A 23,126-nucleotide genomic window follows, 5' to 3' on the forward strand; every position below is an offset into this window, starting at 1 on the left:
CGGTGGTTCGAACCCCGCCACGGGCGGTCAGGCCGGGGGGCTGAGTCCTCGTTTTCAGATCGGTCGGACGCGGCCTGGCTTCGGCCCAATGGTTCCCCCCTCGATGAATCTGGCCTTCGTCATGGTCTTTCTCAGGTCCTTCTGACCGCGTGCCAACCTTGATGCCCAATTGACGACGCGACGGGCCACCGGGGTCCACTGATGGCTGATGTGGGAAATCTGCGGCTCCGACCAGTAGAAGGCATCCGCATTGTAATCCGTGCTGACCAGGGAAATATCACGCGGTGCGAGGATGCCCTTCTGGGCCAGATGGCGCTCCGTGGCGGTATACAGATAGCTTCCGTCGAGAATCAAAGCGGTTGGCGGCGTGTAGCGGAAGATGGAGTTCAGGCAGCGGAAAAAGTCCGCCTGTTCATTGCCCCAATCCGGGAAGTGGTAATCACTGGGTTGGATGCCGTTGCTTTCGAGGGCATCGAGAAAAGCCCGCTCCATCGGCCCGGGGTGCGGTTTGCGCCGATCCTCCCGGGACAGAAGCATGATGCGGTTATGACCGAGTTCTGTCAGCCGCTCGACGCAACGGGCGATCGCCTTGGTCTTGTCAGGGGACGCACCCGCTATCCTCAACGTGGAATAGCGGCCGCAAACCGCGAAGGTGTTCAGGTCCTGCTCAGAAAACCAGCGCAACACCTCGAGCGAACCACCACCAACGATCCAGTTGTCGGCGCCAGTCCGCTCCACCATCCTGGCCACCCTCTTGGGATCCATCCGCAACTCCTCGAGGGTCTTGTCCGCCAGGTCGACCCGGTGGCCTGCCAGTTGGAGCTGGTTCCAGAGTGTAGCCAGAAAGCTGCCGCCGATGTCCCCCCGATCGTAGGGCAACACATGCATCGCCAGCCCGGGTGCATCCAACTTGTGAACCTGCAGGATCCGTCGTCGACGCCCGGTCCCCTGTTTCTCCAGCGAGCCTTCCTGCTCCAAGATGAGCAAGGCGGCATCGATCGTGTTGCGACCCACTCCCAGCTCCCTCGCCAAGCGGTCACTTCCGGGCATGACATCTTTCCAGGTTCCTCGGGCGATTTCATCGCGCAGGTGCTGCGCGACCTGGTCGGAGGCTGTGAGCACCTGGAGCATGGCAATTCGACGTTTTGTTGATCCGCTTGCTACGTCCAGCAGAAAGCCAGAAAACCTCCTGAAAACAGTCGGGGTCCCCAGACTTGGAAACCCTTGACGCAGGTCAGGAGCCGTTCCCAAATTGCCCGCAGTTCAAGAAAAAGATCCATCTTGCATGAAATCACAAATTCTCCCGATGTTCGCGAGCTTGGCACTTGCCACGAGTTTTGCTGGGGCTGCCACCATATTCTCGGATGACTTCAGCGGCGGCACGGGTGATCTGAACGGTACGACGCCGGATACAACGACCGGTGGTGCGACATGGGTAGCATCCAGCCTGTTTGATGCCAACGGCGATGCCAACATCACCGATGCGGTGGGTGGCAGTAGCAGTGGCGGAACCGCCACACTGGCCTTCACGCCTATGGACGGCTTCGTCTACACTCTGGAAGTATCGTTCGGCAATGTCACCACGGCTCCGGATCCCGGCAGCACCGGTGATGAATCCTGGTTGGGGCTGGGCTTTGCAGCGGGACAGTCAACTGCAACGAGTAGTAATAATCGATTCATCAACGGAGATGTCATCGGCCTAGCCTGGACTTTCAATCGGGGGAGCGGCGCATCCGGAACCTTCGATAATCAAGCTTTTCTTGGCGACGCGACGGCTGGATCGAATCCGGGTCTTGTCGATGGGGCAGGCTGGGGCCTGGGGACCTACGGCGGCAATCTGGACCTTCGCATCGTTTTGGACACGACAGCGGGTGCGGGAGCCTGGACCGCGACCTGGCTGGCCGATACAGGCTCGGGCTTCAGTGTGATCCGCGCAACTGAGACGCTTCTTGATGAGAACATCGACTCGGTGGGCATCGCCGCTTCAAGTGGGTTGGTTTCCGGCAATATCAACAGTTTCTCGCTGACCTCCGTGCCCGAGCCCTCGGCACTGGTTCTGGTCGGGTTGGCGGGGTTGGCGGTGGTGGCCCGCCGTCGGCGCTAGGTCACTTCCGAGCCCAATTGATGTTCCGGGTGATCGCATTTTCGATCGGGCACAGGGGTTCCTTGTGCGGTTCAGCGTTCAGTTGCGGGGGGCACCCGATTCGCGCAGATTTCCCGCCGTCATTTGACCTCTCTACTTGAAATCATCATGTCCGTCCGCCGGCTGCTTCTTGGGTGCTCGCTTCTTTTTGCGTTCTTCGGCGCGGGCATTTCGTCCGCGCAGGTAACGACGGTGTTCTCCCACGCCTTCAGCGGCGGCACGGGTGATCTGAACGGTACGACGCCGGATACAACGACCGGTGGTGCGACATGGGTAGCATCCAGCCTGTTTGATGCCAACGGCGATGCCAACATCACCGATGCGGTGGGTGGCAGTAGCAGTGGCGGAACCGCCACACTGGCCTTCACGCCTATGGACGGCTTCGTCTACACTCTGGAAGTATCGTTCGGCAATGTCACCACGGCTCCGGATCCCGGCAGCACCGGTGATGAATCCTGGTTGGGGCTGGGCTTTGCAGCGGGACAGTCAACTGCAACGAGTAGTAATAATCGATTCATCAACGGAGATGTCATCGGCCTAGCCTGGACTTTCAATCGGGGGAGCGGCGCATCCGGAACCTTCGATAATCAAGCTTTTCTTGGCGACGCGACGGCTGGATCGAATCCGGGTCTTGTCGATGGGGCAGGCTGGGGCCTGGGGACCTACGGCGGCAATCTGGACCTTCGCATCGTTTTGGACACGACAGCGGGTGCGGGAGCCTGGACCGCGACCTGGCTGGCCGATACAGGCTCGGGCTTCAGTGTGATCCGCGCAACTGAGACGCTTCTTGATGAGAACATCGACTCGGTGGGCATCGCCGCTTCAAGTGGGTTGGTTTCCGGCAATATCAACAGTTTCTCGCTGACTCGCACGGGTGGCGCACTGGATACAACGAAACCGACCCTGTTGTCGACGAACCCGGCGGACGATTCGCTCAACTTTCCAACGTCCCAGAACCTGGTGGCGGCCTTCGACGAACCGATTGCCCTTGGCGCCACCGGCACGGTCACCATCAAGAATCTCACCACCCCCTCCGACACGGTCATTTCCCTGCCCGGCCCCGATCCCGACGGAACCCTTTCGGTCGTCGGAGCAGAGCTGACCATTACCCCCGCGGCGGCTCTTGCCGCGGGAGAGGAATACTCAATCGAAATCAGCCCCTCCGCCATCGAGGACCTTTCTGGCAACACCTATGATGGACTCCTCACTTCCAGCGTTCCGAACTGGACTTTCGCCACCGGGTCCGCTTCCAGTGGCACACTTACCCCATACGCCCATGATGCCGGCACCCTTCACCTCTGGCATTTGGACGAGGTCGATCCGGGTCCAGCCACCCCCGCAGCGGGCGTGGTCGGCAGCTTCAGTCTGATGCCTTCTTCCGGTGCGGTTCTCGGTTCGACGGCCCATGCGGATTTCGGCACCGCCGGCGATGCGAGTGCGGCTTCGGACGCAGGTTTCCAAGGATCGGTGATTCCGGTGACGGATGTCACCGGGCCGGATGGTGCCTTCACCTTCGAGGCCCTGATCAACATCTCGAACGTCACGGATCTCCAGCAGATCATCACTATGGAGAATGCCAGCAGTGACGCAGGGGACCGACCTTTCCAGTTCCGGATCAACAGCGGAGAGCTGCAGTTCATCAACGTCGCCGCCGGAGCTCAATCGGTCGCTGCGGCCATCCCGACCACGGGCGACCACGCCTTCGTCTCGGGCGAGTGGTTCCATGTTGCCGTGGCGTATGACGGCAATGCCGGCACGGCGGACAACATCAAGCTGTTCTGGACGCGCGTCGATCCCGTGCACACCGAGGCCAACGAGATCGCTTCGAGCAGCATGGCCTCGGATCTCGGTGGGGTGGCGACCTCCTTCGGCGTCGGTCAGGAGTACCGCAGCCCATCCGACAACCTCGAGGGTCGCATCGACGAGGTGCGCATCAGCAGCATCGCCCGCGCTGCCGAAGAGTTCCTGTTCCTGGCGCCGGACACCGATGGCGATGGCTTGGCGGATCCGTGGGAGGTTCTCCATTTTCGGGAGAGCCCGGGTGAAACGGAGGTGGTGATCCTCGCCAAGTTCGACGGCACCGACGACCCGGATGGAGACACCTTCGACAACGAGGCCGAGGAATCGGCCGGCACCGACCCGAACGACATCACCCACACGCCGCTGGATGCGGACCGGGACGGCTATCAGGACGCCTGGGAACTCGCCACCTTCGGCACGACCGCCTACGGCCCCACCGACGACCCCGACGGTGACGGTTTCACCACCGCCGAGGAACTCACTGCCGGGACCGATCCGGCCAACGGTCTCTCCAATCCGGAGGACACGGACGCTGACGGACTCGACGACGCGCTCGAGGAATCGCTTTTCGGAGACCTCGGCCAGGGGCCGCTGGATGACTTCGATGGCGACGGGATCGGCAACCTCGCCGAGCTGAATGCCGGCACCGACCCCACCGATGCGATGGACTTTCCCCTAGTGTCCTTCATTCCCGTCACCGACGGCAATGAAAACACAGACGAGAACGGCTATGCCGGCTCGGCGATCAACTCCATCGCCTTCGCCCAGAACAACCTCATAACGGTCGGCGACCAGCAGTTCATCAGCTACTACCGCCGACACGCGACCGATCCGGGCCATCCCGACAACAACACGGTGGTGGTGGGACGCCGGACGCTTGGTCAATCCCAGTGGGAGATCTTCTCCACCGATTTCGTCTCGTTCAACATCAACGACACCCACAACGTCATCAGCTGCGCGATCGATGGCGACGGTTTTCTCCACATGGCTTGGGGTGTGCATGTCCACCCGCTGCTCTACGCCAGGAGCGACGCCCCGGTGACGGGCACCGCTCCCATCAACATGACCAGCCTCGGCACTGCCGGGATGACCGGGCAAGAGGGCGGCATCACCTATCCGAAGTTCCAGACGCTGCCGGATGGTGATGTCGTGTTCCTCTACCGCGAGGGTGGTTCGGGCAATGGTGACTGGTACCTGAATCGCTACGACATCGACACCGGCACCTGGGCGCCGACTCACGCCAACGGCAGCGGGACCCAGCAGCCGCTGATGCTCGGCCGGGGCGACTCACCGGACAATTGCTTCTATCCCGACCGCCTGACGCTAGGCCCCGACGGAATGCTCCACATGGCGGGTGTCTTCCGTTACAATGGCGACTCGCTCGCCGGGGAAGGCGGTTACCAGACCAACCACCGCTACGTCTATCTCCGCTCGCCCGATGGCGGGACGAGTTGGCAGCGCTCCGACGGCAGTGTCATCGAGCTGCCAGTGGTGGAGGCGGACTGGTTCCAGAGCCTGGGTGCGGCCCATGTGCCGGAAATCGTCAAGGATCTCCCCGAGGGACACAGCATCATGAACGAGTCCGGCATGACCACCGACAGTGCCGGCCGTCCGATCATCGCCAACTGGTGGGCTGACGATGCCGCAACGGGCGACCACACCCGGCAATATCACATCTTCTTCCACGACGGTGCCGACTGGCATCAGCGCACCGTGTCCGCGCGGGACATTGACAATCCGGCCACCAAGTATTCGGAGGGCCAGCTGGGTTCCAGCAAGATGGCCCGCCCGATCGTCCTCACCGATGCGGATGACCGCATCATCGTCCTTTACCACGACAACCGCTTCGATGGGATCACGGTGGTTTTTTCGCTGCCGTTGGCACAGGACCCCGACCGCCTGCACTGGACCCGCATGAACCTCACGAGTGAGATCCTCGGGGACTGGGAGCCCACCTACGATGAGGAGCGATGGAAGCGTGATGGCGTGCTGCAGATGCTTTACCAGAAGATGCCCGGCATGGGCGTGAGCTACGGCACCCAGAACAATTCGACACCCGTGTCGGTCCTGGAGTGGAACGCCCGCGCCTACTTCAACAGCCCGATCCGGTGGAGCATCGACAGGGACAGCGTGCCGGGCCAGGCGACGATTTCGGCGCGGACTCGGACCGGGTTCCGTTATGATCTGAGAACCAGCACCGATCTCGATTTCAGCAATCCGCCGGCGGTGAGTGTTCCAGGCGATGGCAGCTGGCTCGAGCTCGGCTCTTGGCCGACCAATGAAGCCAGGCGGTTCTGGCAACTGGAGCGGGTCGAGGCTCCGACCGACGATCTGTAACCAGCGGGATTGATCGGGTGACCCTTTCCAGATCCATCCGGAACTCCTCGAGGATCTTGTCCGCCAAGTCGACCCGGTGGCCTGCCGGTTGCAACTGATCCCGGTGCGTCGCCAGAAAACCTCCTGAAAACAGTCGGGGTATCCAGAGCCAAAATACTTTGACCCGAGCCAAACCCGCTAGTGCTGTAAACGGACTTTACGAAGGGTTCTTCCGCATGAAATCACAGACGCTCGCAATAATCGCCTGCTTGACTCTTGCCTCGAGCTTTGCCGGAGCCGACACCCTATTCTTGCATGATTTCACCGGGGATACGGGTGACTTGAATGGTACTGCCGTCGAGACCGGCACGGGCAGTTGGGTGGCCGCTTCCGGGTTCGATGCGAACGGCGACGTCAACGTCACGAATGCCGGAGCGGGAAGTGCCACGCTGGCCTTCACCCCCACCGACGGGTTCGTTTACACCCTCGAAGCGTCGTTCGGAAGCCTGACCAACTCGCCGGCGTCCCAGGATTGGCTGGCCTTCGGCTTTGCCGAGGGGCAGAGCCCTGCCACCAGCACGAATTCGCGGTTCATCGTCGGTGATGTCGTCGGCAAGGCGTGGACGTTCCAGCGGGGCGCTGGCGCCACCGCGAACAACACCTCCTTCCTCGGTGACGGCAGCGCGGGCTCGAATCCGGGAATCGTCGATGGCGCCGCTTGGACCTCCGCGGCCACCACATTCGGTGGAAACCTTGCCCTACGCGTCGTGTTGGACACCACCGGCGGCGCCGGCAACTGGACGGCAACCTGGTTCGCCGACACCGGCTCGGGTTTCTTCCAGATTCGCGGCACCGCCGTCCTGCTTGATGAAACCATCGACTCGGTAGGCTTTGCCGCCTCGAACGGCCCGATTTCCGGTAATATCGAAAGCTTTTCCCTCGATCGCAGCAACGGGGGGCTGGACACAACGAAACCGACCCTGTTGTCAACCAACCCCGCCGACGATGCGGTCAACGTTCCGACGTCCCAGAATCTGGTGGCGACCTTCGACGAACCCATTGCCCTTGGCGCGGCCGGCACGATCACTATCAGGAATCTCACCACTTTTGTCGACACGGTCATTTCCCTCCCCGGCCCGGATCCCGACGGAACGCTCTCGGTCGATGGCGCGGAGCTGACCATCACCCCGGCGACGGCTCTCGCGACGGGAGAGGAATACTCGATCGAGATCAGCCCCTCCGCCATCGAGGACCTCTCCGGCAACGCCTACGACGGGCTCCTCACTTCCAGCGTTCCGAACTGGACCTTCACCACCGACGACACCGCACCGATGGTGACTGGCATGAGCCCCATGGCGGACGCCACCGAGGTCACCATCGGCTCCGACCTGACCTTGGACTTCGACGAGGATGTCGAGGTCGGCACCGGCGATGTCACCATTCACCTCGCCAGTGACGACAGCGTGATCACCAGCATCGACGTGAACTCCGGCCTCGTGTCGGTCACCGAGGGGGGCGTGGTGATCAACCCGCCCGCCGACCTCGCCAACAGCACGACCTACTACGTCAACATCCCCGCCGGGGCCTTCACCGACCTCTCCGGAATCTCCTTTGCAGGGATCAGCGACACCGTCACCTGGCGGTTCACGACCGCTGCACTCGATCCGGATGTTCTCTTCGCCGATACTTTCAACCGACCCGACGGCTCCGACTTGAACGCCTCGGCTTCCGGCAAGTCCGGCAGCCTCGGGGCGTTGGACTGGCTCGAAACCGCCAGCAGCGCGAATGATCCTCGAATCCTGAACAACGAAATCCAGATCGGCGAAGCCGGTAGCGGCGGCGGCAATTGGGCATTGGCATACGTGGATCACAACTTTGTCGATTCCGTTATTACTGCCGCTCAGACTTTCACGGTCTCTGTTGACATCGTGAACGACGAGACCGGCGGATTCACTCGGAACGCGGGCATTGTCGTGGGCGGGTCTGAAACCGACTTCTCGGGTTGGACTGCTGGCACTCCTGGCGGCGCCGATTTCGGCATCGGATACGATGGATCAGGAACCGAAGAGTTCCGGATCTTCGAGAACGGTGTTGTGACAACGACCACCCCCCTCGCCTTTGCGAACCCCGACAGGCTGGAGGTTGTGTTCACGAACGTGACGGACTTTGACGCCGGCACCACAATCGACTACGAGGTGTTCAACAACGGGATCTCGGTGGCGTCGGGTGACTTCGTTTGGAGCGGCACGGACGAGAATTACATCGGTCTCTTCTCGAACTGGACCAACGACGGGGCTGAATTCGACAACTTCGAGGTGCGGGCCCCGGCCGGCACCTCCGACCCGTTCACCCTCTGGGCGGAATCCGGCACCTTGCCGGGCGCGGTCACCTTCGAGGGCGACCTCAACGAAGATGGCGTTCAGGACGGCATCGCCTTCCTGCTCGGCGTGGGCAATCCCGATGACGACGCAAACAGCGCCCTGCCAACCGTCAGCGAGAACGGTGGTGGAGGACTGCAGATGACCTTCGACTGCCTGGCGGTCGCCGACCGTGGCGGGGCGGAACTCAAGGTCGCTTACAGCAACACGCTGTCCGGATGGACCGCGACGACCGACGTAGTGCCGGATGAGAACGGGACCGATACGGGTGGAGTCGTGAGCTACGTGGTCGACACGGTGACGGTGGATCCTCTCCACCGAGTCACCGCGACCGTCGATGCGTCAGTTGCTTCCGGAGGCAAACTCTTCGGTCGCCTCATTGCGACCCCGTGAAGGTTGAGATCGTTTGGGTTGGGCTCCCTGAGATGGCCCGATTCGAAATTGTGACGGTGGGTGGGACGACACCCGTTCGGTAAGACAAGTCGTCCACCTCCGGTTTTTGGGTTTTCCGAGGGTGGGCGGTGCTCTCAATTTCACAGGCACTTCAATCGCCCCGCCTCAAAGCGCTCGACCAACCATCGCGGCGGATGAGGTCCGATTCGCCGGTGGCCGTCTCGACGGATTTCCAGACCTCACTGAGGTGAAGATTGATCCCCTAGGGCGAGGCGCCGGCGGGCGGCCATGACCGGGCCCGCCGGATCTCGTTGAGGTAGTGTTGAGCGATGGCTTCGATTTCGGCGGCGAATGCCCGGTCGAACTGATCCCATCCGGGCCAGCACCGACTCACTCTCCGGCGCTCGCCTCCGCTCCCTCCGGCTTCAACTCCAGCTCGAACGACTTCCGGCTCTGCGGCACGGCCTTGATCGCGATCGGGCCGAGTCTCGGATCGGTACCGGGAACGATAAAGCACAGCGTGCGGGTTTCCGGTTCGTGTTCCCAGACGGCCGAGTAATGGGGACGCTTGAGGTTCTCGAGCGGCGCGATCATCACGCCGATCCCGCGAGTTTCTCCGGTGAGCCGGATGTCGACCGGCTTCCACCCTCCGGGTATCTTCTCGGCGCGGTCTTCCAATCGGAGCGCGAGCGTCTTCGGCGTGGCGTTGAGAAACCGGTAGCTGCCCCATTGAAATCCCGACGGATCATCCTCGAAGACGACCACGCGGATGCCGGTGGCATCCTTCTCGTCCGGCATTAGCAACAATAGCGGATGGGCAAGGGACTCGCTGATCGCGCATTCGCGCTGGACCGGGCCTTCGTCTTCCGAATTCCGGTCGAGAGCTCTCAGGAAGATTGGGCCAGTGCCCTTGAGCCGGATCGGCTCGCTTCTCTTGGAAGGGTGGAGGTTCGAAAGCTCCACCTGTTCGCGGCCGCGCGCCAAAGCGAGCTCCCGCGAGGCGACGCTGTCATCCCACACCAGAACGCGCGGAGCGGCGGCCGTCAGTGCCGAGTGGAGACAGAGGAATAGGATGAGGAATCGGACGGACATGGTTCAGGGGAGTTCCTGGTAGGAGACGATGCGGAAGCGGCGGCCGAAGTTCTTGTTCTGGTCATCGAGATCGGCGATCGCGGTTTCGGGCGTGTCGGTCGGATTGACGAATTCCGGGACGCGCTGCACCACCGCCTCGAGGCGGACCTGGGCGAGAAGCTTGCCGTCGGGATCGCGGGCCTCGCCGAGCGAGCGGATGATGAAGGTGTCGGACCTCGTCGTGAGATAGGGTGCCAGCGGGGTCAGGACGTCCGCCTGGCTGAGCCAGCCCGGCAGGTTGGTGCCGGTGTCCGGATTCCGGAGGTTCTCCGGATTCGGGAAGTTGCGCGTATCGAATCGCGATTGCGTCGCCACCCGGTTGAGGTTGGTGGAATCGATCGCCGCCTGGATCGCGCCGCTGGTCGCGTGGCCCCGGCTGCGTGTCACCTGACGGTTCACGAACTCACCCAAGGAGAGGAACGGCCCACGCTCGCGGACCTCTTCGACGAGGCGCTCGGCGAGTTCCTCGATCTCCGGGTCGGTCAACGAACGGAATCCGCACCAGACGTCATTCTCGACCATTTCGGCCGGCCCTTGGTCGATGATGTGGCGGAAGCGCGATTGCGGAGTCGTGTCGGCCGAGTCGGGCAGCGCACCCCGCAGGCTGAGGAGCATCGCCTTCCACGCTTCGACTTTCGTCGAGTTCACATTGAAGCCGCCGTCCAGCATCAGGTGCGATGCGAGCCGCACGCATCTGGCCGGTCCTTCGAGCCGGTCGCCGAGTTCGCGATCCGAGACTCCGGGATGATAGGGAACGAGGCGGGGATTCCGCAGCGGGTGCTCGCGTGGCTCGTCGAAGAAACGCTCGAGCACCGTCGTGACCTTCTCGGTCTCGCCGATCTGGTCTTCTTCCCAGACCTGGGCCGTGCCTTGGTTGCTGTTGCGGCTGCCGACGGTCGGGGTGGCCCCGGAGAAATAGAAGCCGTCGAAGAGCGCTTCGTTGGCGAGATAGGAGCTGTCGTAGACGGAGAGGCCTTCGGACTCGATCCGCTCGCCCGTCGATGCGTTTCTCATCACGCGGGATGCGGTGGTCGCCGGCAGGTAGGCGGAGGCCCACGAGTTGCCGATCTGGTTGGCCGTCGTGAAGGCGGTGGTGCTGACGTCGCAGTGCTGCAGCGCGCCGAGCGAGAGGATGGGGGACTGGGGCACGTCGAAGAACGGCAGGAAGGGCAGTCCGCTGGCAGCGCTGTGCGACGGTCCGTAGAAGGCCTGCTGTCCGTCGAAAGTCGTCTCCATCGCCAGCTGCGCCAATGAGGTGCCACCGCGGAAGATGGTTTCATAGTGGGGACCGGTCTGGAACTTGGCTCCACTCAGATAGGGATTCACCGTTCCCTGGCGGGGATTGGTGGTGAACATCAGGTCGGATAACGGAAGCGAGCTGCTGCGCGCGACACGATGGTAGGTGAGCAGGCTGCCGATGAGGTGCGGCTCTTCCTTGATCTCTTCGAAACGGAAGGCCGGATAGGTTAGGCGGTCGTCCGCCTTGCCATAGGAGGTTCCCGAGTGGATCTGCGCGTGCAGATAGAGGTTCGGTTCGGCGCGCAAGTTGGGAAGGCCGCTGCCGGCGGGGCGTGAGTCGGCCATCAGTTCGGATCGCGGATTCTTGATCTGGTAGGAGTCCGCCATGTTGACGAGGTAGAAGTAGGATCCCCGGTCAAAGGTCACGGTATTGGCGTTCACGCGGTCGCCGTTCCTCAGCTTGTAGTTGAAGTTATCCTGGCCGTTGATCGACTTCGTCATGTCGAGGACGATCCCGCCCTTCAGGGAACGGGTGATGTCCGAAGCGCTTGCGGCGGGTCGCATGTACCAGGTCCGCCGGTCGGGAGATCCACGGACTTCGAGGTCGCGCCGGGTTCCGTCGGCGAGGGTGAAGACCCTGACTTCACCCGGTTCGAGCCGCAGCGGTTTGTCCGGTGTGCCCCGGCGGGGAGGAACGCCGTCTTCGGTCAGATGAAGGTAGAAGTAGGGCCGCGATGACCGGCCGTGACCTTGGTATCCCTCGCCGACGAACCGCGAGAGGGAGGCGTGCCACTTCATCGGGTTGTTCGAACGGCTCGGGGTCACGCTCCAGTTCCACCAGACGGCGAAGTCGATCCATGGATACACCACCAGGCCTTCGGACTCGATGGCCACGTTGTGGGGGTTCCACAAGGTGATGACCGGCGAGAGGAGGATACCGAGTGTTCCATCGGCCTTGGCGAAGATGCTGAAGAAGACATTCATCCGGTCGAGGACCGGAGCCAGTGACGGTTGGGTCTCCGATCCGAACGGCCGACCGCGAACCCCTCCGGGCGTGGCGACATGGGAGTAGGGCCGCTCGAAGGTCGTCAGTCCGCCGCCATCCGAATGGTAGAGGTGGCGATAGGTCCGGTAGTGGGCGCGAAGCATGTCAAAGGTCGGGACTCCATTGACCTGGAACTTGTGGTGGACCGAGGCCGGCGGGAAATTCATGAAGACCGTGGCTTCCGCGCTTGAAGCGAGGGGTTTCCAAAGCGGGCGCTGGCCGTCGTAGGAAGACCTCGAAGCCCGGTCGGTCAGTCTGAACGGGTTCCCGACCTGTCCCGAGGCGTCGCTCCATGCCGCCATTTCGAACTCCTCATCCGGCAGCTCGAATCCGGTGCTGAGATCGACTTTCAGGCCTCCGTCGACGGGATTGCTGAGCACGCTCAGCGACTGCGTGGTGTAGTCGGCGCCAGCCCGCGCGACGGTCTGGGGCGTCACGCCGTATCCGGAGTCGAGCGCCGCCTGACGGAGGTCGGTGACGAGTGCGGACCGGCGCTCCCAGTCTCCCTCCGGGTGCTCAAGCACGGTTGAGAGAGTCAGGTTGGGGCGGGCCGGTGTGTGCAGCCGGTCGTCGAGATCGGTGCGTTGCCCGTCCTCCGTCCCCATGTTGATCTTGGCCTTGGTGTTCTCCTGGCTCACGGCCCAAGCCATCGCTCCGTCGAGGGTCTCGCCGTCGATGGGAATGCGGCGTGCGCTCAATTCGAAGCCCGCGTTGTCGACATCGAAAAGGGGAACCGCGTCCGGGTCGGAACCGAGGTGCCAGTCGAGATTGCCGGTGCTCGTGACGTCCGGGTCCGAAACGAGCCAGTGGTGGAATCCTTCCTGTCCCTTCTCCTCCTGATAGTCGATGCGCGCGCGGCTGGCATCACCGCCCGCGTCTCCAAGTTTTGGCGACCATCCGTTCCACACGCCGACCGCATTCGGATTCTCGGACTCACCGAGGATCGCGGCATCGGCGGTCGTCCGTCGGTCGTCGCCGAGGTCGGCCTGGAGTTGTCCGATTGCGAGAGAGAGTCCGAGTCTGGCATTGGCCAACGCCACCGCTCGCGCTTCGGCATGGCTGGTTGCCCTCAGGGAAATGGTCGAGAGTCCCAGCAAGCCAACCGCCAACAGGGCGAGAAGCACCATGAGTGAGATCGTGACCACCAGAGCGAATCCGCTGGGTTGGTTTCGGGATGGCCGTTCGGACGGAGCGCCACAACGTGAATTCATGATGTAAACACGTTCGCCGACGGCGATGGGTTTATTCTGATTTCGTTTCGATGTGGCATCGTGCGCCGCAGGCAGCACACGACCTCACGCTCTCGCGGGCTCGCGCGAACAGACCGCGGCAGGATGGCGGCGCTCGCCATTCCGCAGCGGTCGGATGCCGACTCCTTGGGGCTTACTTCTTGCCCGTGTAGGCGACGACCTTGACGGTGAGTTCCTCGAGTGCGAGGTCGCCTTGTCCGCCGTTCTGGATCGCAATCGAGCCGACCTTGTGTCCCTTGCCGATTCTCGTGGCGGCGATTTCGCGGCCATCGGGAGATTGGCCTTCGTAGAGCACCACCTTGCCGCTCCAGGACTCGTAGAGAAGCGTGAGCCAGCGGCGTTTGAACGCGTATGCACCCGAACCGGCTGTCCAGCTGTCGGTCTGCTCATCAACGATGCACCACTCGTGACCGCTCGAGACCCTTGCCGCCACGCTGCAGAACGGAACGCCGGTATTCGAAGTCAGGGTGATAAACTCGGCGGCGCCGTCTCCGCCGGGCTTGTCCTCGAGGTTCGCGGGCACGGCGGTCTCGAAGGTCATCAGGTAGGCAGGCGACAGATCGCTCGCGTCGGCCGGGTTGCAGCCGGCGCCCATGTGTCTCCGGCCGAAAGAGGTGTCCAACACGCCGTCACGGATGAGGGTCTTGGAGCTCTCGTCGAAGACCAGCCAGCGGCCGCCGATCTTCGGTTGTCGGCCGGACACCGGCGTTTCTCCCTCGGACTCGAAGTCGTCGTGGAAAATGATCCGCTCCCACGGCAGCGACCGGACGAAGCCGGCGGAATCGAGCGGGATTTTCCTCAGGTCGGTCGCGGTTCCGAACCGGACCGCGCCGCCGCTTTCGACGGGTTCGACGCTGCCGTCGGGTCCGGTGATTTCGACGCTGCCCGCATTGACGTGGACTTCGACGAATCCGTCGGCTCCGTGTTTCACTCCGAACTTGGTGCCGATATCGCGGATCACGTGGCCGCGGCAATGGACCTTGAAGTCTTTTCCGCCCGGAGAGATCTCGAAGTAGCCGTTGCCTTCGACCAGTTCGACGTTCCCGTGCGAATCGAGAATGCGGACCTGGGCGGGGCCTTCGAAGCAGGCTTCGATGTAGGGATTGAGCTTCGCGGAGACGACTCCGCGTTCGATGGAAAGGAGTTCTCCCGGAACCGGACCGCCTGCCCGGGCGGGTGCTCCATCGATCTGGTACGAGCTGTCGGCGGATGCTTCGATCGGGATCGGTCGCGGTGCCTGGCGGATGAAGTGGAAGACGAAGCCGGCGATGACCAGGGCGGCGGCGGCCGCACCGATGGAGCCGAAGATCTTCGCCTTGCGGGACCGCCGGTCGCTCCACGTGTCGTTCATCGTGTTGGCCTGGACGGAGATGTAGTCCGGCAGCTCGTAGCGTTCACCCAACATGCGGTCGACTGCCAGCAGGTCGTAGTAGTGCTGCCGGAGTTCGGGCGACTCGAGCAGGTCCTCGCGAAGCGCGGCGAAGTCCTCGGCCGCGATGCTTCCGTCCACCAGCTGGTTGAGCAGGCGACTGGTCCGGTATTCTTCTTCCTCGCTCATGCTTCCGAGTGCCGAAGTTGCTTTTGGATACAACGCCTGAGCGATGCGCGCAGCTGGAAAAGCCGTGCCTTCAGGGTGCCGACGCTGCGGTTCGTGGCGCGCGCGAGTACATCAAGCGAGCTCGACGACCAGTAGTGGTGCTTGATCAGTTCGTCGTCCTTCTCGGTCAGGTTTCCGAGGCAGCGGGTCAGGGCGACGCGGCGCTCCGGCAACTCATCGATGACCTCGGGCATTTCCGAGGCGAGGCATTCGATGAACTCCTCGTCGAAGGCCGTCGACTTCTGGCGCCTCGATTTCCGCATGTAGGCCTTCACCTCCAGTTGCGCGATCCGGAAGGCCCAGCTCTTGAAACTCGATCCCGGCCGGTACTTGGCCCGCTTGCGCCACAGGATCACGTTGACCGCCTGACGGATGTCCGCCGCCGCGTGCGGATCCCCGCAAAGGGCGCGGATGAAAAAGAAAAGGTCGCTCTGGCTGTTGGTCAGCTCCTGAACGAATTCGTCGAGGCTGTCTTCCATAGGCGGATCGGGATACTCCGCAAAACTACGCCCGGATGGGAACTCCGGTTTAGCCAAACCTTGGAATCTCTTGGGATTTCCGGATTTTCAGGGCCGGGTCACCCGGAGTCGCAGGAATTGTTGGGGCTCCGCCGTGATCGGCGCGAGGCTACGGATCCGCACCGTTTCGGTGCCGTCGAGATTGTCGACCGGGTAGCCTTCCACCCACTCGGCAGCCTGCCAGAGCGGGCCGAGGTCGAGGTTGGTTTCGTGGTGGTAGCCGATGCCCTCAAGCGCGGGTTTCGGCCGGGTGTAGCTCGAGACGAGGTAGATCTGGCCGCCGACGAACTGGAGTTCGCCTGTGGGCAGGACCGATGGATCCGCAATCAGCGGGTTCGCGCCGAGGGCGGCTTCGAGAAGCGTGTCCAATCCGTCACCGTCGGCGTCCGACCCGTCGCCCGCGTCCCCGGACTGGGCTGCCGCGATCCCGCCGAACGCGCCGATCTTCCACTGGTTCAGCGGCGAGTCTTGCAGCTGGACTTGTGCGGAATCACTGCCGAGCTCGTAGCCTTCGACGCCGGACATCGAGAGCGTGACGTTCAGGTTTCCGGTGACCTGCTGTCGGTCGAGGCCCTGCACCATGAGGTCGGCGGAGGATTGCCCGGCCGGGATGGTGAATCCGGAAATGCCGGGCGTCAGGGTGAAGTCCGTGCCGACCTCCGCCTGTCCCGGTCCGAAAACGAGCGACAGGGGAACGGGAAGTGGCTGCGTGGTCGGGCCGGTCCTCGAGACGGTGAAGAGGCCGGTGTCCGCGGTGCCTTTCCGGGCCAAGGCATCGGTCGCATCGAGCGAGAGGGTTCCGAGTTGGCCGGAGAGGAGGGCCACTTCCTCAATGTTCAGGGCCCTGCCGTAGATCCGGACCTCGTCCAAACCGCCGCTCAGGCGGTTGACCACGATCGAGTTCTGCGACTTGGTCGCGAACACGAGGCTGTCGCCGGTCACCGGGATCAGCCCGGCGGCCGGGATGTCTGCCACGAGCGTTCCGTCGTAGTAGAGCTTCATTCGCTCACCGTCGTAGGTTCCGAGAACGTGGACCCACTGCCCGGCGGGCGGTTGGGCGGTCTCGATCCTGCCTACGCCCGCGATGTCCCAGGCGAAGTTGCCGAACTCGGCCATCATCCGGTACTGGTTGTCGCCGGCTCCCTTCTGGAGAATCCGGTTGTTTCCGTCCCATGCGTCGGCGTTCACCCATGCGGAAACCGTGATACCGTTCCTCGGGTTGAGTGCCGGAGCGTCCGGCACACTGACGCTCTGCCCGACCTGGGCATCGAAGGTCAGCGCTCCGCCGAACTTGCCGCCCGGCGTCCATGTCGGAAGGGGCGCGGTCAGGGTTCCGGTGTGGCCGTTGCCGGTGGCGTCCGCGGCGGTCGTTCCACTGCCGTCGTCGAGCGGCCACCACGCCAGCAGGCCATCGTCGATGCCGATGCCCGCGAGTTCCGCGATCTCGACTTCATCGAGCGCCCGGTTGTAGAGGCGGGTGTCGTCGAGCCAGCCATTGAGGTGGTCGCCATCGATCGAGCCGGGAGTCTTGGTGCCGAGGTAGATCGGGTCACCGGTCGTCGGCATGGCGGCGGTTGCCGCGACGTTGCCCATCAGGGCGCCATCGACGTAGATCCTCATGTGGTCGAGGTCGTACGTCGCCGCCACGTGGAACCACTCGTTCACGGCGGGCAAAGGCACTTCGATCCGGCCTGCGCCCGCGATGTCCCAAACCAGATTGCCGCCTTCCGCAAGGAGGCGGTATTGGTTGTCGCCATTGCCCTTCTGCAGCACCCGGCGGTTGCCGTTCCAATCGAGGACCCGCACCCACGAGCTGATCGTGATGCCCGCGGTCGGATTCAGGGCCGGGTCGGCTGCCACGGTGACACTCTGGTTCAGCACTCCGGTAAATCGCAGGGCGCCACCGTCGAAGCCGCTCGGATCCCATGACGGCAGCGGCTCGGTCAGCACTCCGTCGTGGCCGTTTCCGGTGCTGTCGGTCGCGATTGTCCCGCTGGTTTCATCGAATCGCCACCATGCGACCAGCGCCGGATAGATGCCGGTTCCGGAGATCCCGAAGACCGTCAGCGGTTCGTCCGGGTCGTCCGATCCGATCAGGACGGTGGCGAATTTGGTTCCGCCGGTATCGGGTGAGAAGCGGATGTCGAAGACGTGCGACTCGCCACCGTTCAGGCCGATGGTGGGTGGGTTCATCACCGTGAAAGCCGCGGCATCGTCGCCCTGGATCTCGACCGTGGGCGAACCGGTCAATGCGAGCGGGGAGTTGCCGATGTTCTCGATGACGAAGGAGTGGGTGACTTCGCCCAGCGGTACGTTGACCGAGCCGAAGTCGGTGCCATTGGCCGGATCCGTAACGAAGATACCACTTTGGATGAGCACCCCGTTTCCGGTGATGTGGATCTCGGGAGCGGGCGGGCCGACGTCCGGCGTGACCGAGGCGGTATTCGAGTCCTCCGAGCTGACATAAACCCCGACGGCCCGCACCCGGTAGTACTGGGTGAGGAAGGGTTCCGCACCGGTGTGGGTGAACGATGTCACGCCCTCGCCGGTCGTGCCGACCGTCGCGAAGTTCGAGCCGTCGATGGAATGCTCGATCACGAAACCGGTTTCGTTGTCGGAGCCGTCGCTCCACGACAGGGCGACCTCGGTGTTCGACAGCGCCGTGGCGACAAGTCCGGACGGGGGCAGCACGGTTTCGGTCGGTAGCGACAGGATCCACGCTTCGAGCATCTCGACGCCTTCGGTGTCGATCTGGTTCCGCGCCAGCGGCGGCATCTGGGTCGGGCCGGTGATGCTGACACGGTGGAAAAGGAGCGAGTCCTCGAGGTTCTCGGGCACAACCACCCGTCCGTCCGGATTTCCCAAATCGTTCACGACCTGTCCGTAGTAGATCCCTTGCGAGGGGAAGGGGGTTTCGAAGCGTGCGTCCCAAAGCGCCTGAACGCCTCCCGGGCGGTGGCAGTACGAGCAGTTGGCGTCGAAGTAAGACCGGGCGCGATGGTCGAGACTCGCCGAGCCGTCGTCGTGATCGGCCAACTTGTCGAGAGTCGGGATCGATGCTTCCGCTGGGGCATCGTGAAACAGCCCGACGTGAGCCCATGCGCGGATCTGGTTGTCGGTGGTTCCGCCAGGGTACAGCAGGTCGCGGTTGAACTGGCGGGTATCGGGTCCGAGCACCCCGCCGGCCTGAGGATTGTGACAGGTGGTGCAATCCTGACGACTCGGGTAGTACCAAGGTTGACGACGGCTATCGACGTGGAACTTGGCGGTCGTCGATGCGGCGCCGGTATGCGCGGTGACCGCCAGTCCGAAGTAAACCTGAGGCGGAAACGACAGGGTGGTGCTCGCGTATTCCGACCACGTGTGACCGTCCGAGCTGGAGAAGGAAGTGAAAACGTCGCCCTCGCGTTTGAGCCTCAGCCACGTGTTCGGGAACGCGACGAGAGGCTGGGGCTGCGGGGGATAGAGCGCGGTCGCATTGCCGCCCGCCGTCGCGCGGTACTGGAACTCGTAGCCACCCGTGTTGTTGTTACGCGCCGCGTTGCTCGGGAATACGAGTGCCATCACGTGTTTCGCATCCGCATTCAGGGATTCGCGAACCATCAGTCCGGTCTTGGTGTATAGATCGGCCTGGATGACCGACTCGATGCGCACCGCGATGTCGAAGTCGCCAGTCCGCTGCTGGTGGGCGAAGTGGAACTCGTCAGTCGTGCCCCAGATGTCCGTGCCCCCCGCCTCGATGGTGATCAGGTCACCGTCGCGGGTCGTCGAGCCCGGCAGGGCAGGGCCGCCGACATCAACTCCGGTGAGCGGCCCGATCGGTTCGGTCGCGATGGCCACGCTCTCTGTAAGCGAGCCGTAGAGAAGGTCGGCGTCACTTTGGTCGGCGCGCCATTTGTAGGTCCCTCCGTAAACGGCACCGTCCGGTTTCTGGACGAGAAAGCGGGTCTCAAGCCGACGGGTGACCGACGGGTCGGTGTCGTCCACCGGCAGCTCGAAATGCTTCACCAGCACGCTGCCTACCGGGAAATCCCATTCGCCGCTTTCGGTGAAGCCGACCGTGGTCCCGTTGGGGACGGCGGCGAAGCGGGTCTTGACCGCATGGTCCGACCAGAACGCGGTGTTGAGGTCGTAGGGGACAAGCCGGTCGCTGGGGGTCAGCGTGGCGAGATCATCGAAGATTCCGGTGCTGCTGAGGGTCGCCGGAAGCGGCGTGCCGGGGTCGGGGCCGCCTCGCTCCAGCTTGTAGATCCGTCCTTCGGTCGAACTCAGCCGGCAGATGTAGAGCTCCTGATCGGCATCGAGGCCGAATGACCCGAGACCGCGGTAGTCGTTCCCCGAGTTCGGACCCGGGCCGTCGGGAAGGGTCGCCAGCAGGACCTTGGTGGCGGGTGTCGTGGATTCGTCGAGGTACCAGATCCGGCCGCTCATGTTGTCGCCGAAAATGTATTTCCCGTAGAGTTCGGGGAACGCCGAGCCGCGGTAGACGTAACCGCCCACCACGCAGCTGCCTTCGCCGGCGGAGTGCGAGTAATCGATGACCGGGCGCTTGTTGGTGCCGATGTACGGTGCGGTGAGGTCACCCGAATCGCCTTCGATGCGGCTCCATTGGAAGTTCAGGCCCGCGGGGTCTTCCGGTTCGATCACGCTGATTTCCTCGCGGGACTCCGCGCCCACATCGCCGATGAAGATCCGCCCGGTCACCGCATCGACCGTCATCCGGTGCGGGCTGCGCAGTCCGATGGCATAGATCTCTTCCAGCGCATCCGGCTGTCCGACGAAAGGGTTGTCGTTGGGGACGTAGTAGCGTGGCCAACTCGGGCTGACCTCGTTGAGCGGACGCTTGGTCGGAGCGTGGCTGATCGCGCCGCCCTGTTGGTCGACGTCGATCCGGATCACGCACGAGAAAAGCGCGCGGTCGATGCGCTGCGTGTTGAGTCCCGGATTCGCGTCGTCCCCGTTGGTCAGGTAGAGGAAGCCGTTGTCGGGGTGGAAGAACATGCCTCCTCCATTGTGCCAAACCGACTGGTCCTTCTGATCGATCACCACGTACTCGCCGCCAAGCGTGGTCTGGTAGCTGGCGTCGAGCACGAAGCGCGAGAGCCGGTCGCGCGTCGGTGTCCCGGTGGGAGGACGGGTGGTCGAGTTGCCGATGATCGGTCCGAGATCGCCTGACGCCCCCGACGTGCCGCCACGCCAGTTGTAGTAGATCCACATCTGGCGGTTGGTTTCGAAGTCAGGATGCAAGGCGAGGCCGAGCAGGCCGGAGTCGTCCCACCCCTGGCATTGCGACGACAGATCGAGAACCAGCGTTTTGGTGGTCGTGGCCGGGTCGTTGTCGAACACCCAGATCCGGCCTTCGCGTTCCCACACGATCAGTTTGTTGGTTCCCGGGACATGCGTCAGGCCGACCGGGTTGTCGAAGACCAGATTGGGGAAGGCGAGGACGGTCGACCATTCCGAGTCGATGACGGGTGCTTCGGGCGGGAAGATCCCGTCGAAGTAGGCCTCGACGTCAGGCCGGGCGGTCAGTCCGTAACTTTGCGCATGAACCGCTCCGACGGCGGGCAAAAGCGAGAGGAGTACGATCAGGTTGCGGTGGGCGAGGCGGGAAAGCGGCATGGAGCAGGCGGGTTTTCGTGCGACGAGCGTCGGCACTCCGTGGCCAAGCTCGTCGCAATCCATTCAACGTCGTTCCGGGCCCGATGGTTTAGCCGATTCGGACGCTTCGGAGGGTTCGTTGCGTCATTTTTCACGACTTTGAATCGGGACGACGTTTCTGGTTGCCTCGGCGCTTGTGCGGGCTGTATCGCGCCATTGTTCGAGACGGCTCGTGACGAAATCGCTTGGCCGAATCCCGCATCGGAAATCAGACGGCAAATCCATTCGAAAACACCGACGCCTCGATCGTCAACCCAACTGCCCCAAAACATGTATGCCATCCACTCCGTTCTCGCCGGGCTTCTCGCCGGTTCCGCATCGATGTCCGCTTTGGAAGTCAAATCGGAGGTCGGACGCAGTGGTGAAGACGGCATTTTCCAATCGAAAGGCATCCCTTCTCCCGCGACCAACGACGCGGCGACTTCGGCCAACTTCAAACTGCTGTCAGGGATGGCGGATCCGAACGGAGCATCGCTCGACGTGCTCCACGATGGCCGGATTCCCCGGAGTGAGGACGATCCCCGGAGCAACTTCTTCTTCGCGGGTGGCAGCAATGGAGGCCGGATCCTTGTCGACCTCGGCAAGGTGATCGATGTCTCCTCCATCGCCACCTACTCGTGGCATCCGGGATCGAGGGCTGCGCAAAAGTATCAGGTCTACGTGGCGGACGGTTCGGCCGAAGGATTCTCCGCGGAGCTCAAGGAGGACGCCGATCCGACGAAAGCAGGTTGGGAAAAGCTCGGGGAGGTCGATACCTCGGGCGAACAACCCGGGCAGCACGCCGCCCGGTTGTCGCCTGCCAAGGGCAAGTCACTCGGCAAGTGCCGATGGGTTCTCTTCGAGGTGCGGAAGAACCCGAACGCCGGTCCGTTCAACGACACCTTTTTCAGCGAGATCGACATCATCGACGCTGCGGGTCCTGAGTTGGTGCGCATCGAGCGGCCGAAGAAGGTGATTCGCCAGTTCGGCTCGAAGCATGGGAACTTCCGTTACACCCTCGATGTTTCCGCGGCGCCTGATCTGGAGGAGTGGTGCGCGGAGCATCTGATTCCGGTGATGGACGAGTGGTATCCGAAGATCATCGAAATGCTCCCGGTCGAAGGGATCACCGCCGCCGAGAGCATCACTTTCACCCTCCGGAACCCTGCGGACCTTCCGCAGAATCTGCGCGGAGTCCCGGCTTACGCCAGCGGCAACTCGGTGGTGTTCAATGCCGACTTCATGCGCCGTCAGCAAACCGGCGAGGCCATCGGGGCCGGGGTCCACGAGGTCGTGCATGTGGTCCAGTTCGGCGGAACGCGGGAGAAGAGCGCCCGTCAGCGTGGAAGGGCGAACCGGCCTCCGAGCTGGGTGACCGAAGGCGTCGCCGACTACATCCGCTGGTTCCTCTACGAACCGCAGAGCAAGGGTGCGGAAATCACGCGTCGGAACTTCGATCGCGCCAACTACGATGGAAGTTACCGGATCACGGCGAACTTCTTCGATTGGGTGATCCGCAACCACGAGAAGGACCTGATGCGGAAGCTCAACGTCGCGACCCATGACGGCTACTCCGATGACTTGTGGAAGGAGTGGACCGGGAAGACGGTCCAGGAGCTCAACGACGGCTGGAAGGCCTACCACAAGAAGAAGCTCGGCTTGTGAGGCTTCGGCAG

Annotated in this window: 10 protein-coding genes; 4 read left to right on the top strand and 6 right to left on the bottom strand. The window is 63.1% G+C overall.

The annotated features are described in order from the left end of the window. Positions 1-54 precede the first annotated feature (54 nt). A complete protein-coding gene (locus HAHE_RS13800; RefSeq protein ID WP_338685217.1) occupies positions 55-1,251 on the bottom strand; it encodes a substrate-binding domain-containing protein in 1,197 nt (398 codons plus the stop codon). Between the two features lie 34 nt (positions 1,252-1,285). Here HAHE_RS13800 and HAHE_RS13805 point away from each other — a divergent pair, with 34 nt between their 5' ends. From HAHE_RS13805 to HAHE_RS13815, 3 genes are all read left to right on the top strand, one after another. Further along, on the top strand, positions 1,286-2,104 hold the full coding sequence (locus tag HAHE_RS13805; protein WP_338685219.1) for a PEP-CTERM sorting domain-containing protein: 819 nt from the start codon (positions 1,286-1,288) through the stop codon (positions 2,102-2,104). A gap of 147 nt (positions 2,105-2,251) precedes the next feature. After that, complete coding sequence (locus HAHE_RS13810; protein WP_338685221.1) at positions 2,252-6,280, top strand: BNR-4 repeat-containing protein; 4,029 nt, start codon at positions 2,252-2,254, stop codon at positions 6,278-6,280. A gap of 290 nt (positions 6,281-6,570) precedes the next feature. Further along, positions 6,571-9,030 (top strand): Ig-like domain-containing protein, encoded by a 2,460-nt coding sequence (locus tag HAHE_RS13815; protein ID WP_338685222.1) that lies wholly within the window; start codon positions 6,571-6,573, stop codon positions 9,028-9,030. 390 nt (positions 9,031-9,420) lie between these two features. Here HAHE_RS13815 and HAHE_RS13820 read toward each other — a convergent pair whose 3' ends face one another. From HAHE_RS13820 to HAHE_RS13840, 5 genes are all read right to left on the bottom strand, one after another. Further along, positions 9,421-10,122 (bottom strand): hypothetical protein, encoded by a 702-nt coding sequence (locus HAHE_RS13820; protein WP_338685223.1) that lies wholly within the window; start codon positions 10,120-10,122, stop codon positions 9,421-9,423. Positions 10,123-10,125: 3 nt separating this feature from the next. Then, entirely contained in the window at positions 10,126-13,656 is a 3,531-nt protein-coding gene (locus tag HAHE_RS13825) for a hypothetical protein (protein ID WP_338685224.1), read from the bottom strand. A 172-nt stretch (positions 13,657-13,828) separates the two neighbouring features. Next, entirely contained in the window at positions 13,829-15,253 is a 1,425-nt protein-coding gene (locus tag HAHE_RS13830) for a FecR domain-containing protein (RefSeq protein ID WP_338685225.1), read from the bottom strand. Beyond that, positions 15,250-15,771, bottom strand: coding sequence for a sigma-70 family RNA polymerase sigma factor (locus tag HAHE_RS13835; protein ID WP_338685226.1), 522 nt, complete (start codon positions 15,769-15,771; stop codon positions 15,250-15,252). The genes HAHE_RS13830 and HAHE_RS13835 overlap by 4 nt, the downstream gene beginning before the upstream one ends. Before the next feature lie 87 nt (positions 15,772-15,858). Further along, positions 15,859-21,432 carry a LamG-like jellyroll fold domain-containing protein gene (locus HAHE_RS13840; protein WP_338685227.1) on the bottom strand — a complete coding sequence of 1,858 codons (5,574 nt, stop codon included), beginning with the start codon at positions 21,430-21,432 and terminating at the stop codon, positions 15,859-15,861. Between the two features lie 309 nt (positions 21,433-21,741). On the opposite strand from HAHE_RS13840, the gene HAHE_RS13845 reads away from it, so the two are divergent. Next, positions 21,742-23,115 (top strand): basic secretory protein-like protein, encoded by a 1,374-nt coding sequence (locus tag HAHE_RS13845; RefSeq protein WP_338685228.1) that lies wholly within the window; start codon positions 21,742-21,744, stop codon positions 23,113-23,115. Positions 23,116-23,126: the final 11 nt, after the last annotated feature.

This window comes from Haloferula helveola (assembly GCF_037076345.1).
GTDB lineage: Bacteria > Verrucomicrobiota > Verrucomicrobiia > Verrucomicrobiales > Akkermansiaceae > Haloferula > Haloferula helveola.

Bases quoted from the DNA above. Each gene is read 5' to 3' on its own strand.
- HAHE_RS13835 (WP_338685226.1), bottom strand. From the start codon at position 15,771: ATGGAAGACAGCCTCGACGAATTCGTTCAGGAGCTGACCAACAGCCAG.
- HAHE_RS13845 (WP_338685228.1), top strand. From the start codon at position 21,742: ATGTATGCCATCCACTCCGTTCTCGCCGGGCTTCTCGCCGGTTCCGCA.
- HAHE_RS13825 (WP_338685224.1), bottom strand. From the start codon at position 13,656: ATGAATTCACGTTGTGGCGCTCCGTCCGAACGGCCATCCCGAAACCAA.
- HAHE_RS13810 (WP_338685221.1), top strand. From the start codon at position 2,252: ATGTCCGTCCGCCGGCTGCTTCTTGGGTGCTCGCTTCTTTTTGCGTTC.
- HAHE_RS13805 (WP_338685219.1), top strand. From the start codon at position 1,286: ATGAAATCACAAATTCTCCCGATGTTCGCGAGCTTGGCACTTGCCACG.
- HAHE_RS13820 (WP_338685223.1), bottom strand. From the start codon at position 10,122: ATGTCCGTCCGATTCCTCATCCTATTCCTCTGTCTCCACTCGGCACTG.
- HAHE_RS13830 (WP_338685225.1), bottom strand. From the start codon at position 15,253: ATGAGCGAGGAAGAAGAATACCGGACCAGTCGCCTGCTCAACCAGCTG.
- HAHE_RS13840 (WP_338685227.1), bottom strand. From the start codon at position 21,432: ATGCCGCTTTCCCGCCTCGCCCACCGCAACCTGATCGTACTCCTCTCG.